Source organism: Clostridium hominis, assembly GCF_014287825.1.
Taxonomy (GTDB): Bacteria; Bacillota; Clostridia; order Clostridiales; family Clostridiaceae; genus Clostridium; species Clostridium hominis.
In genome coordinates, this window is the sequence record NZ_JACOOO010000031.1 from 124833 (window position 1) to 140260 (window position 15428).

Genomic DNA, 15428 nt, shown 5'->3' on the forward strand with positions numbered 1-15428 from the left:
ATTTTAAAAAATGATTTTAAATTAGTTTTTGCGACAAAAAATAGACTTGAAAAGTAGATAAGAGAAAAAGTTTTATGTAGCCTTGAAGGTAAAAGGATACATAAATATAGAAAAATATGTTTTATTGTCTTATGAAAAAACATATGTAGATACATTAAATGACATAATAGTAAACGATGAGATGATATAATTTAATATACAAATTATGGAAAAGGGTGAGGGTTATGCAATACGAGGTTAAGGTACCTACATATAAAAGAGTAAATAAAAGAAAACTAAATTTAGAGAGTAATGTAGTTACAATAATAGTAGCTTTTATTATTGGAGTTACATTGGGCAGAGTAAATCTTAGTTTTGTGGAAGGGCTAACTTTAGCGCCTTTTGGAATAGCGTATTTATTTTCAACAATACTTAAGAGAAGGGAAAAGGAGTATTTAACTGCTTTCATTTCTGTGAGCTTAGGATATTTAACTACTTATAAAGTTATCGATAATGCATTTGTTTATTTTGTAATAGCATTGTCTACTGTAATATATGGATATGTAATGAATAAGTTAGATAAAAAGATAAGTAAAAAGGTATTGTTTTTATTATCTATAGGTATTTATGTATCACTTGGAACATTTGTTGGAAGTCAAGGATTGAGTATAAGTTTTGGATTTTCGCTTATAGAGGCAATATCAATAATACCATTCTTCTATATGATTAATTATGGTATAAGCTGTTTGTCTGAAATAAGAACAAACTATATATTTTCTGTAGAAGAACTTATAAGTATAGCTATAATATTATGTTTAATAGTAGCAGGAATAGGTGGAGTTGAGGTTTTTGGAGTAAATATAAGAAATCTTTTAGGGATAATGGTGGTAACGACAATTGCGTATTCAGGGGGTATTTCAGTAGGCGCTATAATTGGAGTAACTATGGGGATTATAATAGGGATAACAACTAGGGATTTATTTTTGCCTATAGGTATTTACAGTATATGTGGATTAATTGTAGGGATATTTAAGGATACAGGTAAGATTTTTTCAGTATTGGCATATGTAATATCTTATTTTTTAGTAGTGATGTATTCAGAAAGTATTGGATTACCTAATATTTTAGAAGTTTCTATATCTGCTATATGGTTACTTTTAATTCCTAATAATTTTATTAAAGATATACTAGCAGAAATAAATAATGAGGAAAAAAGTAAAAGTATAAATGAAATACAAATCCAAGGAATAAAGAATGAATTTATGGATAGATTAGATGGATTTAAAAATATATTAAATACTATATCATCCTCTTTAAATAATTTATCTGAAAATAATAACTTGCTTATTAAAAATAAAAGTGTAGCTCTTATAGAAAACCTAGCTGATAGAGTATGCTCTAACTGTGAATTAAATAATAAATGCTGGGGAAGAGAGTTGCATACTACTTTTTCTTGTTTTGGGGAATTGATAGGAAGTTGTGAGAGTGGAAAAATTATAATTCCAAAAGAGTTAGATAGAAAATGTGTTAAGTTAAATACTTTATTAAAAGGAACTGAAAATTTACTTAATAATTATACTATAAATGAAAATGTTAAGAGTAGATTAGTTGAAGGAAGAAGATTGATCGCAAATCAAATGAATAATATGTCTATAGCAATGGATGATATTATAAGAGATTTTGAAAAAGATGTTACTAATTGCAGTGAAGTTGATAAATTATTAAGAAAAACTTTTGTAAAGAATAATATAAAATATAGTGAAGTATATAGTTACACTGATAGGTGTGGACATTTAAAAATAAAAGTTAAAAGAGAAAATTGTGAAGGATGTAGTTATTGTATAAAAAATGTATTGCCGGTAATAAGTGATCTAATAAAATTACCATTATCATTAACTGATGATGGATGTAGAATAAATCCGAGTAATAATGAATGTACATTTGTAATAGAAGAAACACCAAAATATAATATATTATCTTATGCGGCATTTACTCCTAAAGATGGAGAAAAATATTCAGGTGATACTTTTAGCTTTGGTAAAAATAAAAATGGATTATATGTAACTACTATTAGTGATGGAATGGGATCAGGGCCAGAAGCAAGTGCTGAAAGTAATATAACTGTAAATCTTATAGAAAAGTTTATAGAACAAGGCTTTGATGAAGCTACATCACTAAATACGATAAATTCTATAATGGGAATGAAATTTAATGAAGATGAAAAATTTACAACATTAGATATGAATACTATTGATTTGTATACAGGAAATGTTTCTTTTATTAAGGTTGGTGGAGTGGTAAGTTTCATAAAGAGAGGAAATGAAGTTGAAGTAATTGAAAGTTCTGAGTTGCCTTTTGGAATTTTAGATAGTATTGAAGTTAAAAAGATAAAGAGGAAAATAAAACATGGAGATATTATAGTTACAATAACTGATGGAATATTAGATGTTGATAAAAATAATGCTGGAAATTATAGATGGGTTAAAGATTACCTAGAGAAGAGTACAACTAATCCAGAGTATTTATCAAGAGATATCTTAGAGAAGGCTAAGGAATTGTGCAATGGAAAGATATTTGATGATATGACAGTTGTTGTTTCAAAGGCATACTCAATTTATTAATTAATAATGTATCATTAACAATTATAGTTGGAACTGCTTTAAAAGTTCCCCTAATGAATAAAGTCAGCATTGCTGACTTTATTCATTAGTTTTTAATTATTCTCTGCTAATTATTAATTAGTATAAATATTTACATTAAAATATCATAAAGGTATTATATATATAATATTAAAAATATAATTGTAGGAGAAAACAAGTGTTAGATAAAGTAAGAGAGTATATTTTAGAAAATGAACTTATAGATAAAGGCGATAATATTCTTGTAGCCCTATCAGGAGGACCTGATTCAGTATGTTTATTACATATATTAGCTAGATTGAGAAGCGAATTTAATTTAAGATTGGGAGCAATACATATAAACCATCTATTAAGAGGTGAAGAAGCTATAGATGATGAGAACTATACAAAGGAATTATGTAGAGCCTTAGATGTAGAAAATTATGTAGAAAGAATTGATATAAAGGCTATAGCAGAAAAAGAAGGTCAATCTATAGAATTAGCTGGTCGTGAGGAAAGATATAAAGCCTTTAACAAAATAAAAGAGAAGTCTTCTTATAATAAGATTGCAGTAGCGCATAATTCTAATGATCAAGCAGAGACTATTTTAATGAGACTTATGAGAGGAAGTGGATTAGAGGGGTTAACTGGAATCAAGGCAAAAAGAGAAGATGGAATTATAAGACCTATCCTTTGCTTAAATAGAAATGAAATTGAAAGATATTGTGAAAAGTATAGACTAGAGCCAAGAATAGATAAAAGTAATTATGAAAAGATATATAATAGAAATAAAGTTAGATTAGATATTCTTCCTTATATGAAGGAAAATTTCAATGAAGATATTATTGATACTTTAAATAGAATGGCTTTATTGTTACAAAAGGATAATGAGTATTTAGAAGAAGTTGCAGCTATGGCATACAGAAAATATTGCAAAGAAGAAAATGATAAAATAATAGTACGTAAAGAGTTGTTTGAAAATGAAAAAGAAGCTATAACTACTAGAGTATTAAAGAGAAGTTTTAAGAATATATCAAATTCTCATAAAAATTTCGAAATGAAGCATATAGTAGATATTATAGAATTATCAAAGTTAGGTACTAATAAAGAGGTGCACTTAACAAATGGAATAGTAGTTCAAAATATTTATGGGGATATAATATTTAAACAGAGAAAAGATAAGGAAGAGAGTATTAAAGCACAAGAGGTCTATATAAAAAAAGAAGATTTAGTTGACGAAATCGAATTTTCAAAATATGAAGTTGAACTACAAATTATTAGCAAAAAAAATAACATAGAATTTTCCAATAATGACTTAATAAAGTTTTTTGATTATGATAAGATAGAAGAAGGAATTATTATAAGAAATCGTAAGGATGGGGATAAAATGGTGCCTATAGGAATGAAAGGTACCAAGAAGTTAAAAGATGTATTTATAAATTCAAAAATTCCCAAGGAAATTAGAAATATAATTCCTATAGTTTGTTTTGATGAAAAAATAGCTTGGGTTGTAGGTGTTAAAGTTTCTGAACAATTTAAAGTAACTAGTAATACAAAACAAATATTAAAAATAACATTTAGAGAAAGGGTTTAAAAAAATGGTGAATGACGTTCAAGAAATACTATTAAGTGAGGAAAAAATAGCTTTAAAAATAAAGGAATTAGGAAAAGCTATAAGTGAAGAGTACGCAGGAAAAGAATTATTAGTTGTAGGAGTATTAAAAGGTTCAGTAATATTTGTTTCAGACCTAGTTAGAAATATTTCTATTCCATGTGAAATGGATTTTATGTCTGTATCAAGCTATGGTGTATCATCAGAAAGTTCTGGAGTGGTAAGAATACTTAAAGACTTAGATAACAGCATAGAAGGCAAAGATGTAATAATAGCAGAAGATATTATAGATAGTGGAATTACTTTAGAATATTTAGTTGATTTCCTAAAAGGAAGAAATGCTAAGTCTATAGAGATAGTTACATTACTAAGTAAACCAGCTAGAAGAAAAGTTGACATAGATGTAAAATATGTTGGATTTGAAGTTCCTGATGAATTCTTAGTTGGATATGGGTTAGATTATGCTAATAAATATAGAAATTTACCTTTCGTAGGAATTCTAAAAAGATCAGTTTATGAAAAATAATATTTAGGCAAATAGATTAAAGTGAAGAAAGGGGGGCCTTGGATGAAGAAGTATTCAAGTGCAACTGTATGGATAATAGCCATATTTTTATTAATTCTATCAGCTACATTTTTACTAAATGGAGGCAATACAGCTGACAAAATAGTATTTAGTGATTTTCAACAAAAATGGATAAACAATGAGATTGAAAGTGTTACTATTCAAACTGATAAAATGACCATTACAGGAGAAACGAGAGATGGTAATAAGTTTACCGTTTACGCACCAGATACTATGCTAGAGGCACTTAATGCTCAATATCCTAAAGATGATGTTAAGATGGAATACATACCACCATCAAATAATAGTTTTTGGGTAAGTATTATTCCGACAGTTATGATAATGGTATTATTTGGGATATTTATATTTATATTCACCCAACAATCCCAAGGTGGTGGTGGCGGAAAGGGAGTTATGAACTTTGGAAAAAGCAGAGCTAAGATGATGACTCCTGATAGTAAGCGAGTAACATTTGATGATGTTGCAGGAGCTGATGAAGAAAAAGCTGAGTTAGAAGAAATAGTAGATTTCTTAAAACAACCATCAAGATATACAGAAATGGGAGCAAGAATACCTAAGGGTGTACTTTTAGTAGGACCTCCTGGAACAGGTAAAACTTTATTAGCTAAGGCTATAGCAGGAGAAGCGGGTGTTCCATTCTTTAGTATATCAGGATCTGATTTCGTTGAGATGTTCGTTGGAGTTGGAGCTTCAAGAGTAAGAGACTTATTTGAGCAAGCAAAGAAAAGTGCTCCATCGTTAGTATTTATTGATGAAATTGATGCTGTTGGTCGTCAAAGAGGAGCAGGATTAGGTGGAGGTCATGATGAAAGAGAACAAACACTTAATCAGTTACTAGTTGAGATGGATGGATTTGGAGCTAATGAAGGAATAATTATGATAGCGGCTACAAATAGACCTGACATACTAGACCCAGCTCTTCTAAGACCAGGTAGATTTGATAGACAAATAGTTGTAGGAAGACCAGATAGACAAGGTAGAGAAGCTGTACTAAAGGTTCATACTACAAAGAAACCTCTAGACCCAAGTGTTAGCTTAGAAGTTTTAGCTAAGAGAACGCCAGGATTTAGTGGGGCAGATTTAGAAAACTTAGCAAATGAAGCAGCTCTTTTAGCTGTTAGAAAAGATAAAAAGACAATTGGAATGGATGAATTTGAAGAAGCTATAACAAGAGTTATAGCAGGTCCGGAAAAGAAGAGCAGAACTATTAGTGAACATGATAGAAAGCTTACAGCTTACCATGAGGCAGGGCATGCTGTTGTAATGAAATTATTAAAGCATTCAGATCCTGTACATGAAATAAGTATTATTCCAAGAGGTATGGCTGGTGGATATACTATGCATTTACCTACTGAAGATAGAGCTTATACATCAAAGGAAAAATTAAAAGATGAGATGGTAGGCTTACTTGGAGGAAGAGTAGCAGAAAAACTGATTCTTGGAGATATAAGTACTGGAGCTAAAAATGATATAGATAGAGCTTCAGCTATTGCGAGATCTATGGTTATGGAATATGGAATGAGTGATGAGATAGGAACTATTTCATATGGAAGTGATAATAATGAAGTCTTCTTAGGAAGAGATTTAGGTAGAGGCAGAAACTTCAGTGAAGAAGTAGGGGCTAAGATAGATATAGAGATTAAGAAATTTATATCAGAAGCATATGATACAGCTGAATCCTTATTAAAGACCAATATATCAAAGTTACATGCTGTAGCTATTGAGTTATTAGATAAAGAAAAAATTGATGGTAAGGAATTTGAAGCAATATTTGATGCGAACTAAATAACGAAAATAATGTTATAGAATGAAAAGGATACTGTATTTAGATATACTGTATCCTTTTTTATTTGATATTTAGTATTAATTATTTTGTAACTACGGTTTAAGAAATTTTGATTAGAATAAATTATATTTATAACTCAATATTAGATGACAATCTTGCTATTGCAATGAAAGGTGATTTTAGAGATTGATAATAATTTTTATAATAAGGTGTATTAAAAGGGAATACTATTGTTATAATTAATGATAAAAAATTACAATTTAATTCTGGAGATATTATTATAATTAATACATATTTGCTATAGTTGAGGTTTTCTGATTATAGGTATATGAATAAAGCTTTTAAACGTTGTTGTAGATGCACTTTAAAAAATTAAACAAAAGCATATTATACTAAATTCCTCAAAAAATTTATGAAGATAAAGAAGTGCTAGATATAATTATGAGAGCATTTGATGATTATAATTTGCTTAAATCCCAATCGATTTAGACAGTAAAGATTATGTATATTACTTTGAAGACGTTATTAATGAGGAATAAAATAAATGTTAAATTACTAAATCACTTTTACAAAAAGAGTGAAAAAAGTAATAAAGTGTGCTACAATACGAATGAAAAGTTAAAAAAATAAAACTATGTTCGTATGGAGGTATAGGATGAGAAATGTTTATGATACACCGCTTAACACAAGATACGCATCAAAAGAAATGAGTTATATATTTTCCGATGATATGAAATTTTCTACTTGGAGAAAGCTTTGGGTAGCTTTAGCAGAGGGAGAAAAAGAGCTTGGATTAGAGATAACTGAAGAACAGTTAGAAGAATTAAGAGCGAATATAAATAATATAAATTATGACGAAGCAATAAAAAAGGAAAAAGAAGTAAGACATGATGTAATGAGTCATGTTTATGCTTACGGGCTTCAATGTCCTAGTGCTAAAGGAATAATACACTTAGGAGCTACAAGTTGTTACGTAGGAGATAATACAGATATTATTATTTTAAGGGATGCTTTAGAGTTAATAAGAAATAAAGTAGTTACAGTTTTACATAGATTAAGCAAGTTTGCAATGGAGTATAAGGGAATGCCTACATTAGGATTTACACATTTCCAACCAGCGCAATTAACTACAGTAGGAAAAAGAGCAACTCTTTGGATGCAAGACTTAGTTATGGATATAGAGAATATTGAATTTCTTTTAAGTACTTTAAAATTAAGGGGAGTTAAAGGGACTACAGGTACTCAAGCAAGTTTTATGACTCTTTTTGATGGTGATGAAGAAAAGGTTAAAGAATTAGACAAAATTGTTGCTAAGAAGATGGGGTTTGAAAAAAGTTATGGTGTAACAGGTCAAACTTACCCAAGAAAGCTTGATTCAATAGTGTTAAATACATTATCTGAAATTGCACAAAGTGCTTATAAGTTTAGTAATGACTTAAGATTACTTCAAAGTATGAAAGAAATGGAAGAACCGTTTGAAAAGAATCAAATAGGGTCATCTGCCATGGCTTATAAGAGAAATCCTATGAGAAGTGAAAGAATAGGAGCACTTGCTAGATATGTTATAGTAGACTCATTAAATCCTGCAATAACAGCTGCTACTCAGTGGTTTGAGAGAACACTAGACGATTCAGCTAATAAGAGAATAGCAGTAGCAGAAGCATTTTTAGCTTTAGATGGCGTATTAAATCTTTACATAAATATTTCAGAAAATATGGTTGTATATGATAAGGTAATAAGAGCTCATGTTGATAGTGAACTTCCATTTATGGCTACTGAAAACATCATGATGGAAGCTGTAAAAAGAGGTGGAGACAGACAAGAACTTCACGAAAGAATCAGAGTACATTCAATGGAAGCTGCTAAGAGAGTTAAAGGCGAAGGTCTTGACAATGATTTAATTAAAAGAATAATTGCGGATGATTCATTTAAATTAACTGAAGAAGAAATATTAAGTATAATAGATCCAAAGTTATTTACAGGAAGAGCAGAAAGTCAAGTTGTTGAATTCATTGATGAATATGTAAATCCTATAGTAGATAGATATAAAAATGCAGTGAATATAAAGAGTGAAATAACAGTATAATAAATGCTCCCTTAGGGAGTTTTGGTATTTATAATAATTATGCATATATCTACGAATTATATAAAAAATAAAGGTAAAAAGTATTCGTAATAAATATTGAAAGGTTTAAACGACTTTGATACCCTGGTACAGGGATATAAAATGTCTCTAAATACTTTTAAATAGAAAATTATGTCTTAAAAGGAGGCAGTTGAAATGTCGACATTTATTGTTTTAGGAGCTCAATGGGGAGATGAAGGTAAAGGTAAGATGACAGATTACTTAGCAGAAGAAGCTGAAGTAGTTGTTAGATTTCAGGGAGGAAATAATGCAGGTCATACTGTAGAAGTTGGTGAGAAACAATACAAACTTCACTTAATACCTTCAGGAATATTACATGATGAAAAGTTAAATGTAATAGGAAATGGTGTAGTTGTAGATCCAATAGCTCTTTTTTCTGAAATAGATTATTTAGAAAGAGAGGGAGTTAAAGTAACTCCAGAAAAATTAATAGTAAGTGATAGAGCACATGTTATAATGCCATACCATAAGACTCTTGATAAATTAAAAGAAAAAGCAAGAGGTAAAAATGACATAGGAACTACAGGAAAAGGCATAGGACCATGTTATACAGATAAATTTGAAAGATGTGGAATAAGAATATGCGACCTTATAAATAAGGAAGTATTTAGAGAAAAATTAGAAACAAACATAAGTCTTAAAAATGATTATATAACTAAAATACTTGGTGGCGAACCTCTAAACTTTGATGAAATATACAATGAATATATAGAATATGCTGAAAGATTAAGACCTTTTGTTCAAGATACGTCAGTAAGAATTTATGACGATATAAAGAAAAATAAAACTGTTCTGTTTGAAGGAGCTCAAGGAATGCTTCTTGATATAGATTACGGAACATATCCATTCGTAACTTCATCAAACACAACTGCTGGAGGAGTTGCAAGTGGTGTTGGTATAGGACCAAATATGATTACAAATGCTGTAGGTATAGCTAAAGCATACACTACTAGGGTTGGTAAGGGACCATTCCCAACAGAATTAGATAATGAAATTGGAGAATGGATAAGAGAAAAGGGCCATGAATATGGAGTAACTACTGGTAGATCAAGAAGATGTGGATGGTTAGACATAGTTATCTTAAAAACATCTGTAAGAGTAAGTGGATTAACGTCTTTAGCTGTTACAAAGATTGATACTTTAGCTGGGTTAGATAAAGTTATGATATGTGTAGGATACAAGTTTAATAATAAAGTAATAGATTACTTCCCAGCTAGCTTAGAAGATTTAGCTAAGTGTGAGCCTATATATGAAGAATTTGAAGGTTGGGATGAATCAGTTGCTGATGCAAGAAGCTATAAAGAGCTACATCCAAATGCGAGAAAGTATTTAGAGAGAATTGAAGAGTTAACTGATACAAGAATATCAATAGTTTCTGTTGGGCCCAAAAGAGACCAAACTATGAGAATTAAACCATTATAATTATAAAGAGTAAAGCTGTTGCAAATTATGCACAGCTTTATTTTTTACACTTTTTTATATGAATAAATAAATCAAATCATTTTTAAGTTGATCAGATTTATTAGTTGAAGAAAGTGATAAGAATACACTATATACGAATAATGAGGTAAATAAAATATTAATAATATGTTATATATTACGAACAATAAAATAATATTTTTAAAAAATGTTGACTTATTTTGAGGTGCAATGTTATTATTTAAATAACGAGGGATAATATGGAAAAAAGGTTTTAAATAAAATTTGAATATTATTGGAGGAGAATTTATGGCTTGCAATAGAATTATATTCGTTGAAAAAAAAGAAGGTTTTAATGTTGAAGGTAAATTGCTTTTAGAAGATTTTAGGGATAATCTTGCTATTAAGACGTTAGATAATGTTAGGGTTTTAAATAAGTACATAATTGGAGAGATTGAAGAAGAGTATTATGAAACAGCATTAAAGACTATTTTTTCTGAGCTACCAGTGGATAACGTTTATGAAGGGAAATTAGATATTAAAGAAGGGGACATTGCTTTTGGGGTAGAGTTCTTACCAGGCCAATACGATCAAAGAGCTGACTCTGCTTCAGAATGTTTAATGCTTTTAACAAAGGAAAAGAGAGTAGATGTTAAATGGAGCAAAATTATAATTCTACAAGGTAATATATCTAATAATGATATAGAAAAAATAAAATCATATTTTATAAACCCTGTTGATTCAAGAGAAGTAGATATAAATTCAGTAGAGCTGACAAATGAATATAGGGAGCCTGAAGCTGTAGAAGTTTTAAATGGGTTTATTGATAAAAATATAGATGAGTTAAAAGAATTCCATAAAACTATGGGATTAGCTATGAGCATTGGAGATTTAGAGCTGATAAGAAAGTATTTCTTATCAGAAAATAGAGATCCAAGTATAACTGAAATAAAGGTTATTGATACTTATTGGTCAGATCATTGTAGACATACTACATTCTTGACCTCAATAAAAGAAATTGAAATAGAAGATGGAAAGTACAACCTTCCAGTAAAAAAAGAATATGAAGCTTATATGAGTTCAAGAGATTTTGTTTATGGAGAAGATACAGATAGAGATATAAATTTAATGGACCTAGCTGTAATATGTATGAAGGAATTAAGAAAAAGAGGACTTACAGAAGATTTAGATATATCAGATGAGATTAATGCATGTTCAATAAATATAAAGGTTGAAACAGAGAGCGGAGAAGAAGAATATCTTCTAATGTTTAAAAATGAAACACATAACCATCCAACAGAAATTGAACCTTTTGGAGGAGCAGCAACTTGTCTTGGAGGAGCTATTAGGGATCCTCTTTCAGGAAGAACTTATGTATATGGGGCTATGAGAGTTACAGGAGCAGCAGATCCAACAGTTAGCATAGAAGAAACTATAAAAGGAAAGTTACCTCAAAGAACTATAACTCTTGGAGCAGCAAGTGGATATAGTTCATATGGAAATCAAATCGGCCTTGCAACAGGACAAGTTGATGAGGTTTACCACCCAAATTACGCAGCTAAGAGAATGGAAGTTGGAGCAGTTATTGCAGCAGCACCAAAGGAAAATGTTAGACGTGAGGAACCACAAAAAGGTGATGTTGTAGTTCTTCTAGGTGGAAAGACAGGAAGAGATGGAATCGGAGGAGCAACAGGTTCCTCAAAGGAGCATACAGAAGATTCAATAAATGAATGTGGAGCAGAAGTTCAAAAAGGAAATCCGCCTACAGAAAGAAAAATTCAAAGATTATTTAGAAATAAAGAAGTTACTAGAATGATAAAAAGATGTAATGATTTTGGAGCAGGTGGAGTTTCGGTAGCTATTGGAGAATTATGTAGAGGACTTGATATAGATTTAGATCAAGTTCCTAAAAAGTATGAGGGATTAGATGGAACTGAAATAGCTATATCAGAATCTCAAGAAAGAATGGCAGTAGTTATAGAAAGAGAAAATATAGAGAAGTTTATAAAGTTATCCAGTGAAGAAAATCTAGAAGCTGTAGTTGTTGCAGAAGTTACCGATACAGAAAGATTAAGAATGTTCTGGAGAGGTAACACAATTGTTAATATAAAGAGAAGCTTCTTAGATACAAACGGAGAGACTCAAGAAACAAAAGTGAAAGTAACAGCTCCGGCTGAATATCCATTTGCAGTAGGTGAAGTTAATGTAAAGGATAAGTGGATAGAAACTCTTAATCAGTTAAATGTTTGTGATAAAAAAGGTTTAATTGAAAGGTTTGATTCGACTATTGGAAGCGGAACAGTTCTTATGCCATTGGGAGGAAAATATTCAAGAACTCCAGCCGAAGGTATGGTATTTAAGATTCCAGTGCAAAAAGGGGAAACAAATTCAGCATCAATAATGACTTATGGATTTAATCCAGAGCTTGGAACATGGAGTCCATTCCATATGGCATATTATGCAGTTATAGAATCAATAACTAAACTTTCTTGTATCGGTGGAGATTATAGAAAAGCAAGATTAACATTCCAAGAGTACTTTGAAAAGTTAGGAGATAAAAAAGAAAGATGGGGCAAACCTTTCTCAGCACTTTTAGGAGCATATAAAGCACAGATGGATTTAGAGATACCTGCTATAGGTGGTAAGGATTCAATGTCAGGTAGCTTTGGAGAAATGGATGTACCTCCAACACTTATATCATTTGCAGTTGGAATGATTAATAGTGAAGATGCTATATCCCCAGAATTTAAGAAAGCAGGGTCTAAGATAATATTAGTTAAATCAGAAAAAGAAGAAGATGGAACTTTAAAATCTGAGATGTTTAAAAATAACTTAGTTACTTTAAATAAATTAATAACTGATAAGAAAGTTTTAAGCGCATATTCACTTAAATTTGGTGGAGTAGCAGAAGGTTTAAGCAAAATGGCGTTAGGAAATAAAGTAGGAGTTAAGTTTAATTCATTAACTAATGAAGAGTTATTTGGATTTAACTATGGAAGCTTTATTTTAGAAGTTGATAAAGAATTAGATGAAAAAGAGCTTAGCACTATGAACTATATAGTAATAGGTGAAACTATAAATGAAGAAATGATTTTATCAGAAGATCTTGATTTAAATATTTCATTAAATGAAGTAAGTGAAGAATATGAAAGAAAATTAAAAAATGTATTTAAATCAAAAATAAAAAGTTCAGAAGGAAAACTAGAAGAAGTTTTATATAAAGAAGGAAGTAAGGTTTCTCCTTTAATAAAGGTAGCAAAACCCAAAATAGTTATTCCAGTATTCCCAGGAACAAACTGTGAATATGATTGCAGGAGAGCTTTTGAAAGAGAAGGCGGAGAGGTCAGAGAGGTAGTTTTAAGAAACTATAATAAAGAAGCACTTCTAGAATCTTTAGATAGATTAAAGAAAGAAATAGATAACTCACAAATCATAATGCTTCCAGGTGGATTCTCTGCTGGAGACGAACCAGATGGATCGGCTAAATTTATAGTTAATGTTTTAAGAAATGAAAAGATAAAAGAAGCTGTAATGGAGCTATTAAATAATAGAGACGGATTGATGCTAGGAATCTGCAACGGCTTCCAAGCACTTATGAAGTTAGGTCTTCTACCATATGGTGAAATATGTGATATAGAAGAAAATATGGGAACATTAACTTTCAATAATATAAATAGACATATGTCTTCAATGGTTAGAACTAAGATAGTTTCTAAAAAATCACCATGGTTTAACGAGGTTAGCTTAGGAGATGTTCATACCGTACCAATATCTCACGGAGAAGGTAAGTTTGTTGCGCCAAAAGAACTATTAGAGTCATTGGTGAAAAATGGACAAATAGCTACACAATATGTTGATTTTGAAGGAAATATATCGATGGACATGCCTTTCAATCCAAATGGGTCAATGTGTGCTATAGAAGCTATTACAAGTCCTGATGGAAGAATATTAGGAAAGATGGCTCACTCTGAAAGAACAGGAAGCAATCTTTATAAGAATATGGAAGGTAACTTTGAACAAGGCTTATTTAAATCAGGATTAAATTATTTTAAATAAATTATTCGAATTGAGGAGAGTGTATTTATGAAGGTAGCAATATTTTTTGGAAGTAAATCAGATACCGAAGTTATGAGAGGTGCAGCTAACTGTTTAAAAGAATTTGGAGTAGAATATAAAGCCTTTATTCTTTCTGCTCATAGAGTGCCAGAAAAATTAGAAGAAACTTTAAAAGAAATCGAAAAAGAGGGTTATGAAGTAATAATAGCAGGAGCTGGACTTGCAGCACATTTGCCGGGAGTAATTGCATCTCAAACTATATTGCCTGTAATTGGAGTTCCTGTTAAAGCAGCCATTGAGGGGCTAGATGCACTTTTATCAATTGTGCAAATGCCAAAGTCTATTCCGGTTGCAACAGTTGGAATAAACAATAGTTATAATGCTGGGATGTTAGCAGTTCAAATGCTTTCATTAAAATATCCTGAAATAAAAGAGAAATTGGTAGATTTTAGAATAAATATGAAGAAAAAATTTATAGAAGAGAATGGACAAGGAGTGGAATTATAATGGTTAATAAGTATGAAAAATTATATGAAGGTAAAGCAAAACAAATTTTTAGAACTGACAATGAGGAGAATGTAATTGTTCATTACAAAGATGATGCAACAGCTTTTAACGGAGAAAAGAAGGCTCAAATACAAAATAAAGGTGTTCTTAATAATCAAATTACATCAATGATTTTTGAAATGTTAAATAAGAATGGAATTAAAACTCACTTCATAGAAAAGTTAAATGATAGAGATCAACTTTGCAAAAGAGTGGAAATAGTACCCCTTGAAGTTATAGTAAGAAATGTTGCTGCTGGAAGCATGGCAAAGAGATTAGGATTAGAAGAAGGCTTTAAATTAAAAACTACTGTATTCGAATTATCTTATAAAGATGATAGCCTAGGAGATCCATTAATAAATGATTATCATGCCGTTGGTATTGGAGCAACTACTTTTGAAGAGTTAAATAGTATTTATGAAATGACTGCTAAGATAAATGAACTTCTAAAAGAGTTCTTTAAAAAGCAAAATATAGATTTAATAGATTTCAAAATTGAATTTGGTAGACTACCAAATGGGGAAGTAGTTTTAGCTGATGAAATATCACCAGATACATGTAGATTCTGGGATTCAACTACTGGAGAAAAGTTAGATAAAGATAGATTTAGAAGAGATATGGGTAACGTTGAAGAAGCATACGTAGAAATTTTAAAGAGAATACAAGGGTAAAATAAAGAA

9 protein-coding genes are annotated in these 15428 nt (G+C 30.2%); all 9 read left to right on the forward strand.

What is annotated here, in order from left to right; translation table 11 throughout:
- The first annotated feature begins 224 nt into the window (after window positions 1-224).
- The 9 genes from spoIIE (at window position 225) to purC (ending at window position 15419) form a co-directional block, all read left to right on the forward strand.
- Window positions 225-2600 carry a stage II sporulation protein E gene (spoIIE, locus tag H8S20_RS13895; RefSeq protein WP_186860487.1) on the forward strand — a complete coding sequence of 792 codons (2376 nt, stop codon included), beginning with the start codon at window positions 225-227 and terminating at the stop codon, window positions 2598-2600.
- A 196-nt stretch (window positions 2601-2796) separates the two neighbouring features.
- Entirely contained in the window at window positions 2797-4191 is a 1395-nt protein-coding gene (gene tilS, locus H8S20_RS13900; protein ID WP_032116943.1) for a tRNA lysidine(34) synthetase TilS, read from the forward strand.
- Between the two features lie 4 nt (window positions 4192-4195).
- Window positions 4196-4735 (forward strand): hypoxanthine phosphoribosyltransferase, encoded by a 540-nt coding sequence (hpt, locus tag H8S20_RS13905; protein WP_032116944.1) that lies wholly within the window; start codon window positions 4196-4198, stop codon window positions 4733-4735.
- Window positions 4736-4777: 42 nt separating this feature from the next.
- Window positions 4778-6580, forward strand: coding sequence for an ATP-dependent zinc metalloprotease FtsH (gene ftsH / locus H8S20_RS13910; protein WP_186860488.1), 1803 nt, complete (start codon window positions 4778-4780; stop codon window positions 6578-6580).
- A 656-nt stretch (window positions 6581-7236) separates the two neighbouring features.
- The gene (gene purB / locus H8S20_RS13915; protein ID WP_186860489.1) at window positions 7237-8667 is read left to right on the forward strand and encodes an adenylosuccinate lyase; all 1431 of its coding nucleotides are present in this window, start codon (window positions 7237-7239) and stop codon (window positions 8665-8667) included.
- Window positions 8668-8862: 195 nt separating this feature from the next.
- Complete coding sequence (locus H8S20_RS13920) at window positions 8863-10149, forward strand: adenylosuccinate synthase (protein ID WP_186860490.1); 1287 nt, start codon at window positions 8863-8865, stop codon at window positions 10147-10149.
- 306 nt (window positions 10150-10455) lie between these two features.
- Window positions 10456-14202: a phosphoribosylformylglycinamidine synthase gene (locus H8S20_RS13925; protein ID WP_186860491.1), complete on the forward strand. Its 3747-nt coding sequence runs from the start codon at window positions 10456-10458 to the stop codon at window positions 14200-14202.
- A 27-nt stretch (window positions 14203-14229) separates the two neighbouring features.
- A complete protein-coding gene (gene purE / locus H8S20_RS13930) occupies window positions 14230-14709 on the forward strand; it encodes a 5-(carboxyamino)imidazole ribonucleotide mutase (RefSeq protein WP_032116949.1) in 480 nt (159 codons plus the stop codon).
- Window positions 14709-15419, forward strand: coding sequence for a phosphoribosylaminoimidazolesuccinocarboxamide synthase (gene purC / locus H8S20_RS13935; protein ID WP_032116950.1), 711 nt, complete (start codon window positions 14709-14711; stop codon window positions 15417-15419). The genes purE and purC overlap by 1 nt, the downstream gene beginning before the upstream one ends.
- The last annotated feature ends 9 nt before the right edge of the window (window positions 15420-15428 follow it).

What these genes read in the sequence shown, in the direction of transcription:
- purE (WP_032116949.1), top strand. Translation starts at nt 14,230, where the DNA reads ATGAAGGTAGCAATATTTTTTGGAAGTAAATCAGATACCGAAGTTATG.
- H8S20_RS13925 (WP_186860491.1), top strand. Translation starts at nt 10,456, where the DNA reads ATGGCTTGCAATAGAATTATATTCGTTGAAAAAAAAGAAGGTTTTAAT.
- H8S20_RS13920 (WP_186860490.1), top strand. Translation starts at nt 8,863, where the DNA reads ATGTCGACATTTATTGTTTTAGGAGCTCAATGGGGAGATGAAGGTAAA.
- purC (WP_032116950.1), top strand. Translation starts at nt 14,709, where the DNA reads ATGGTTAATAAGTATGAAAAATTATATGAAGGTAAAGCAAAACAAATT.
- spoIIE (WP_186860487.1), top strand. Translation starts at nt 225, where the DNA reads ATGCAATACGAGGTTAAGGTACCTACATATAAAAGAGTAAATAAAAGA.
- ftsH (WP_186860488.1), top strand. Translation starts at nt 4,778, where the DNA reads ATGAAGAAGTATTCAAGTGCAACTGTATGGATAATAGCCATATTTTTA.
- purB (WP_186860489.1), top strand. Translation starts at nt 7,237, where the DNA reads ATGAGAAATGTTTATGATACACCGCTTAACACAAGATACGCATCAAAA.
- hpt (WP_032116944.1), top strand. Translation starts at nt 4,196, where the DNA reads ATGGTGAATGACGTTCAAGAAATACTATTAAGTGAGGAAAAAATAGCT.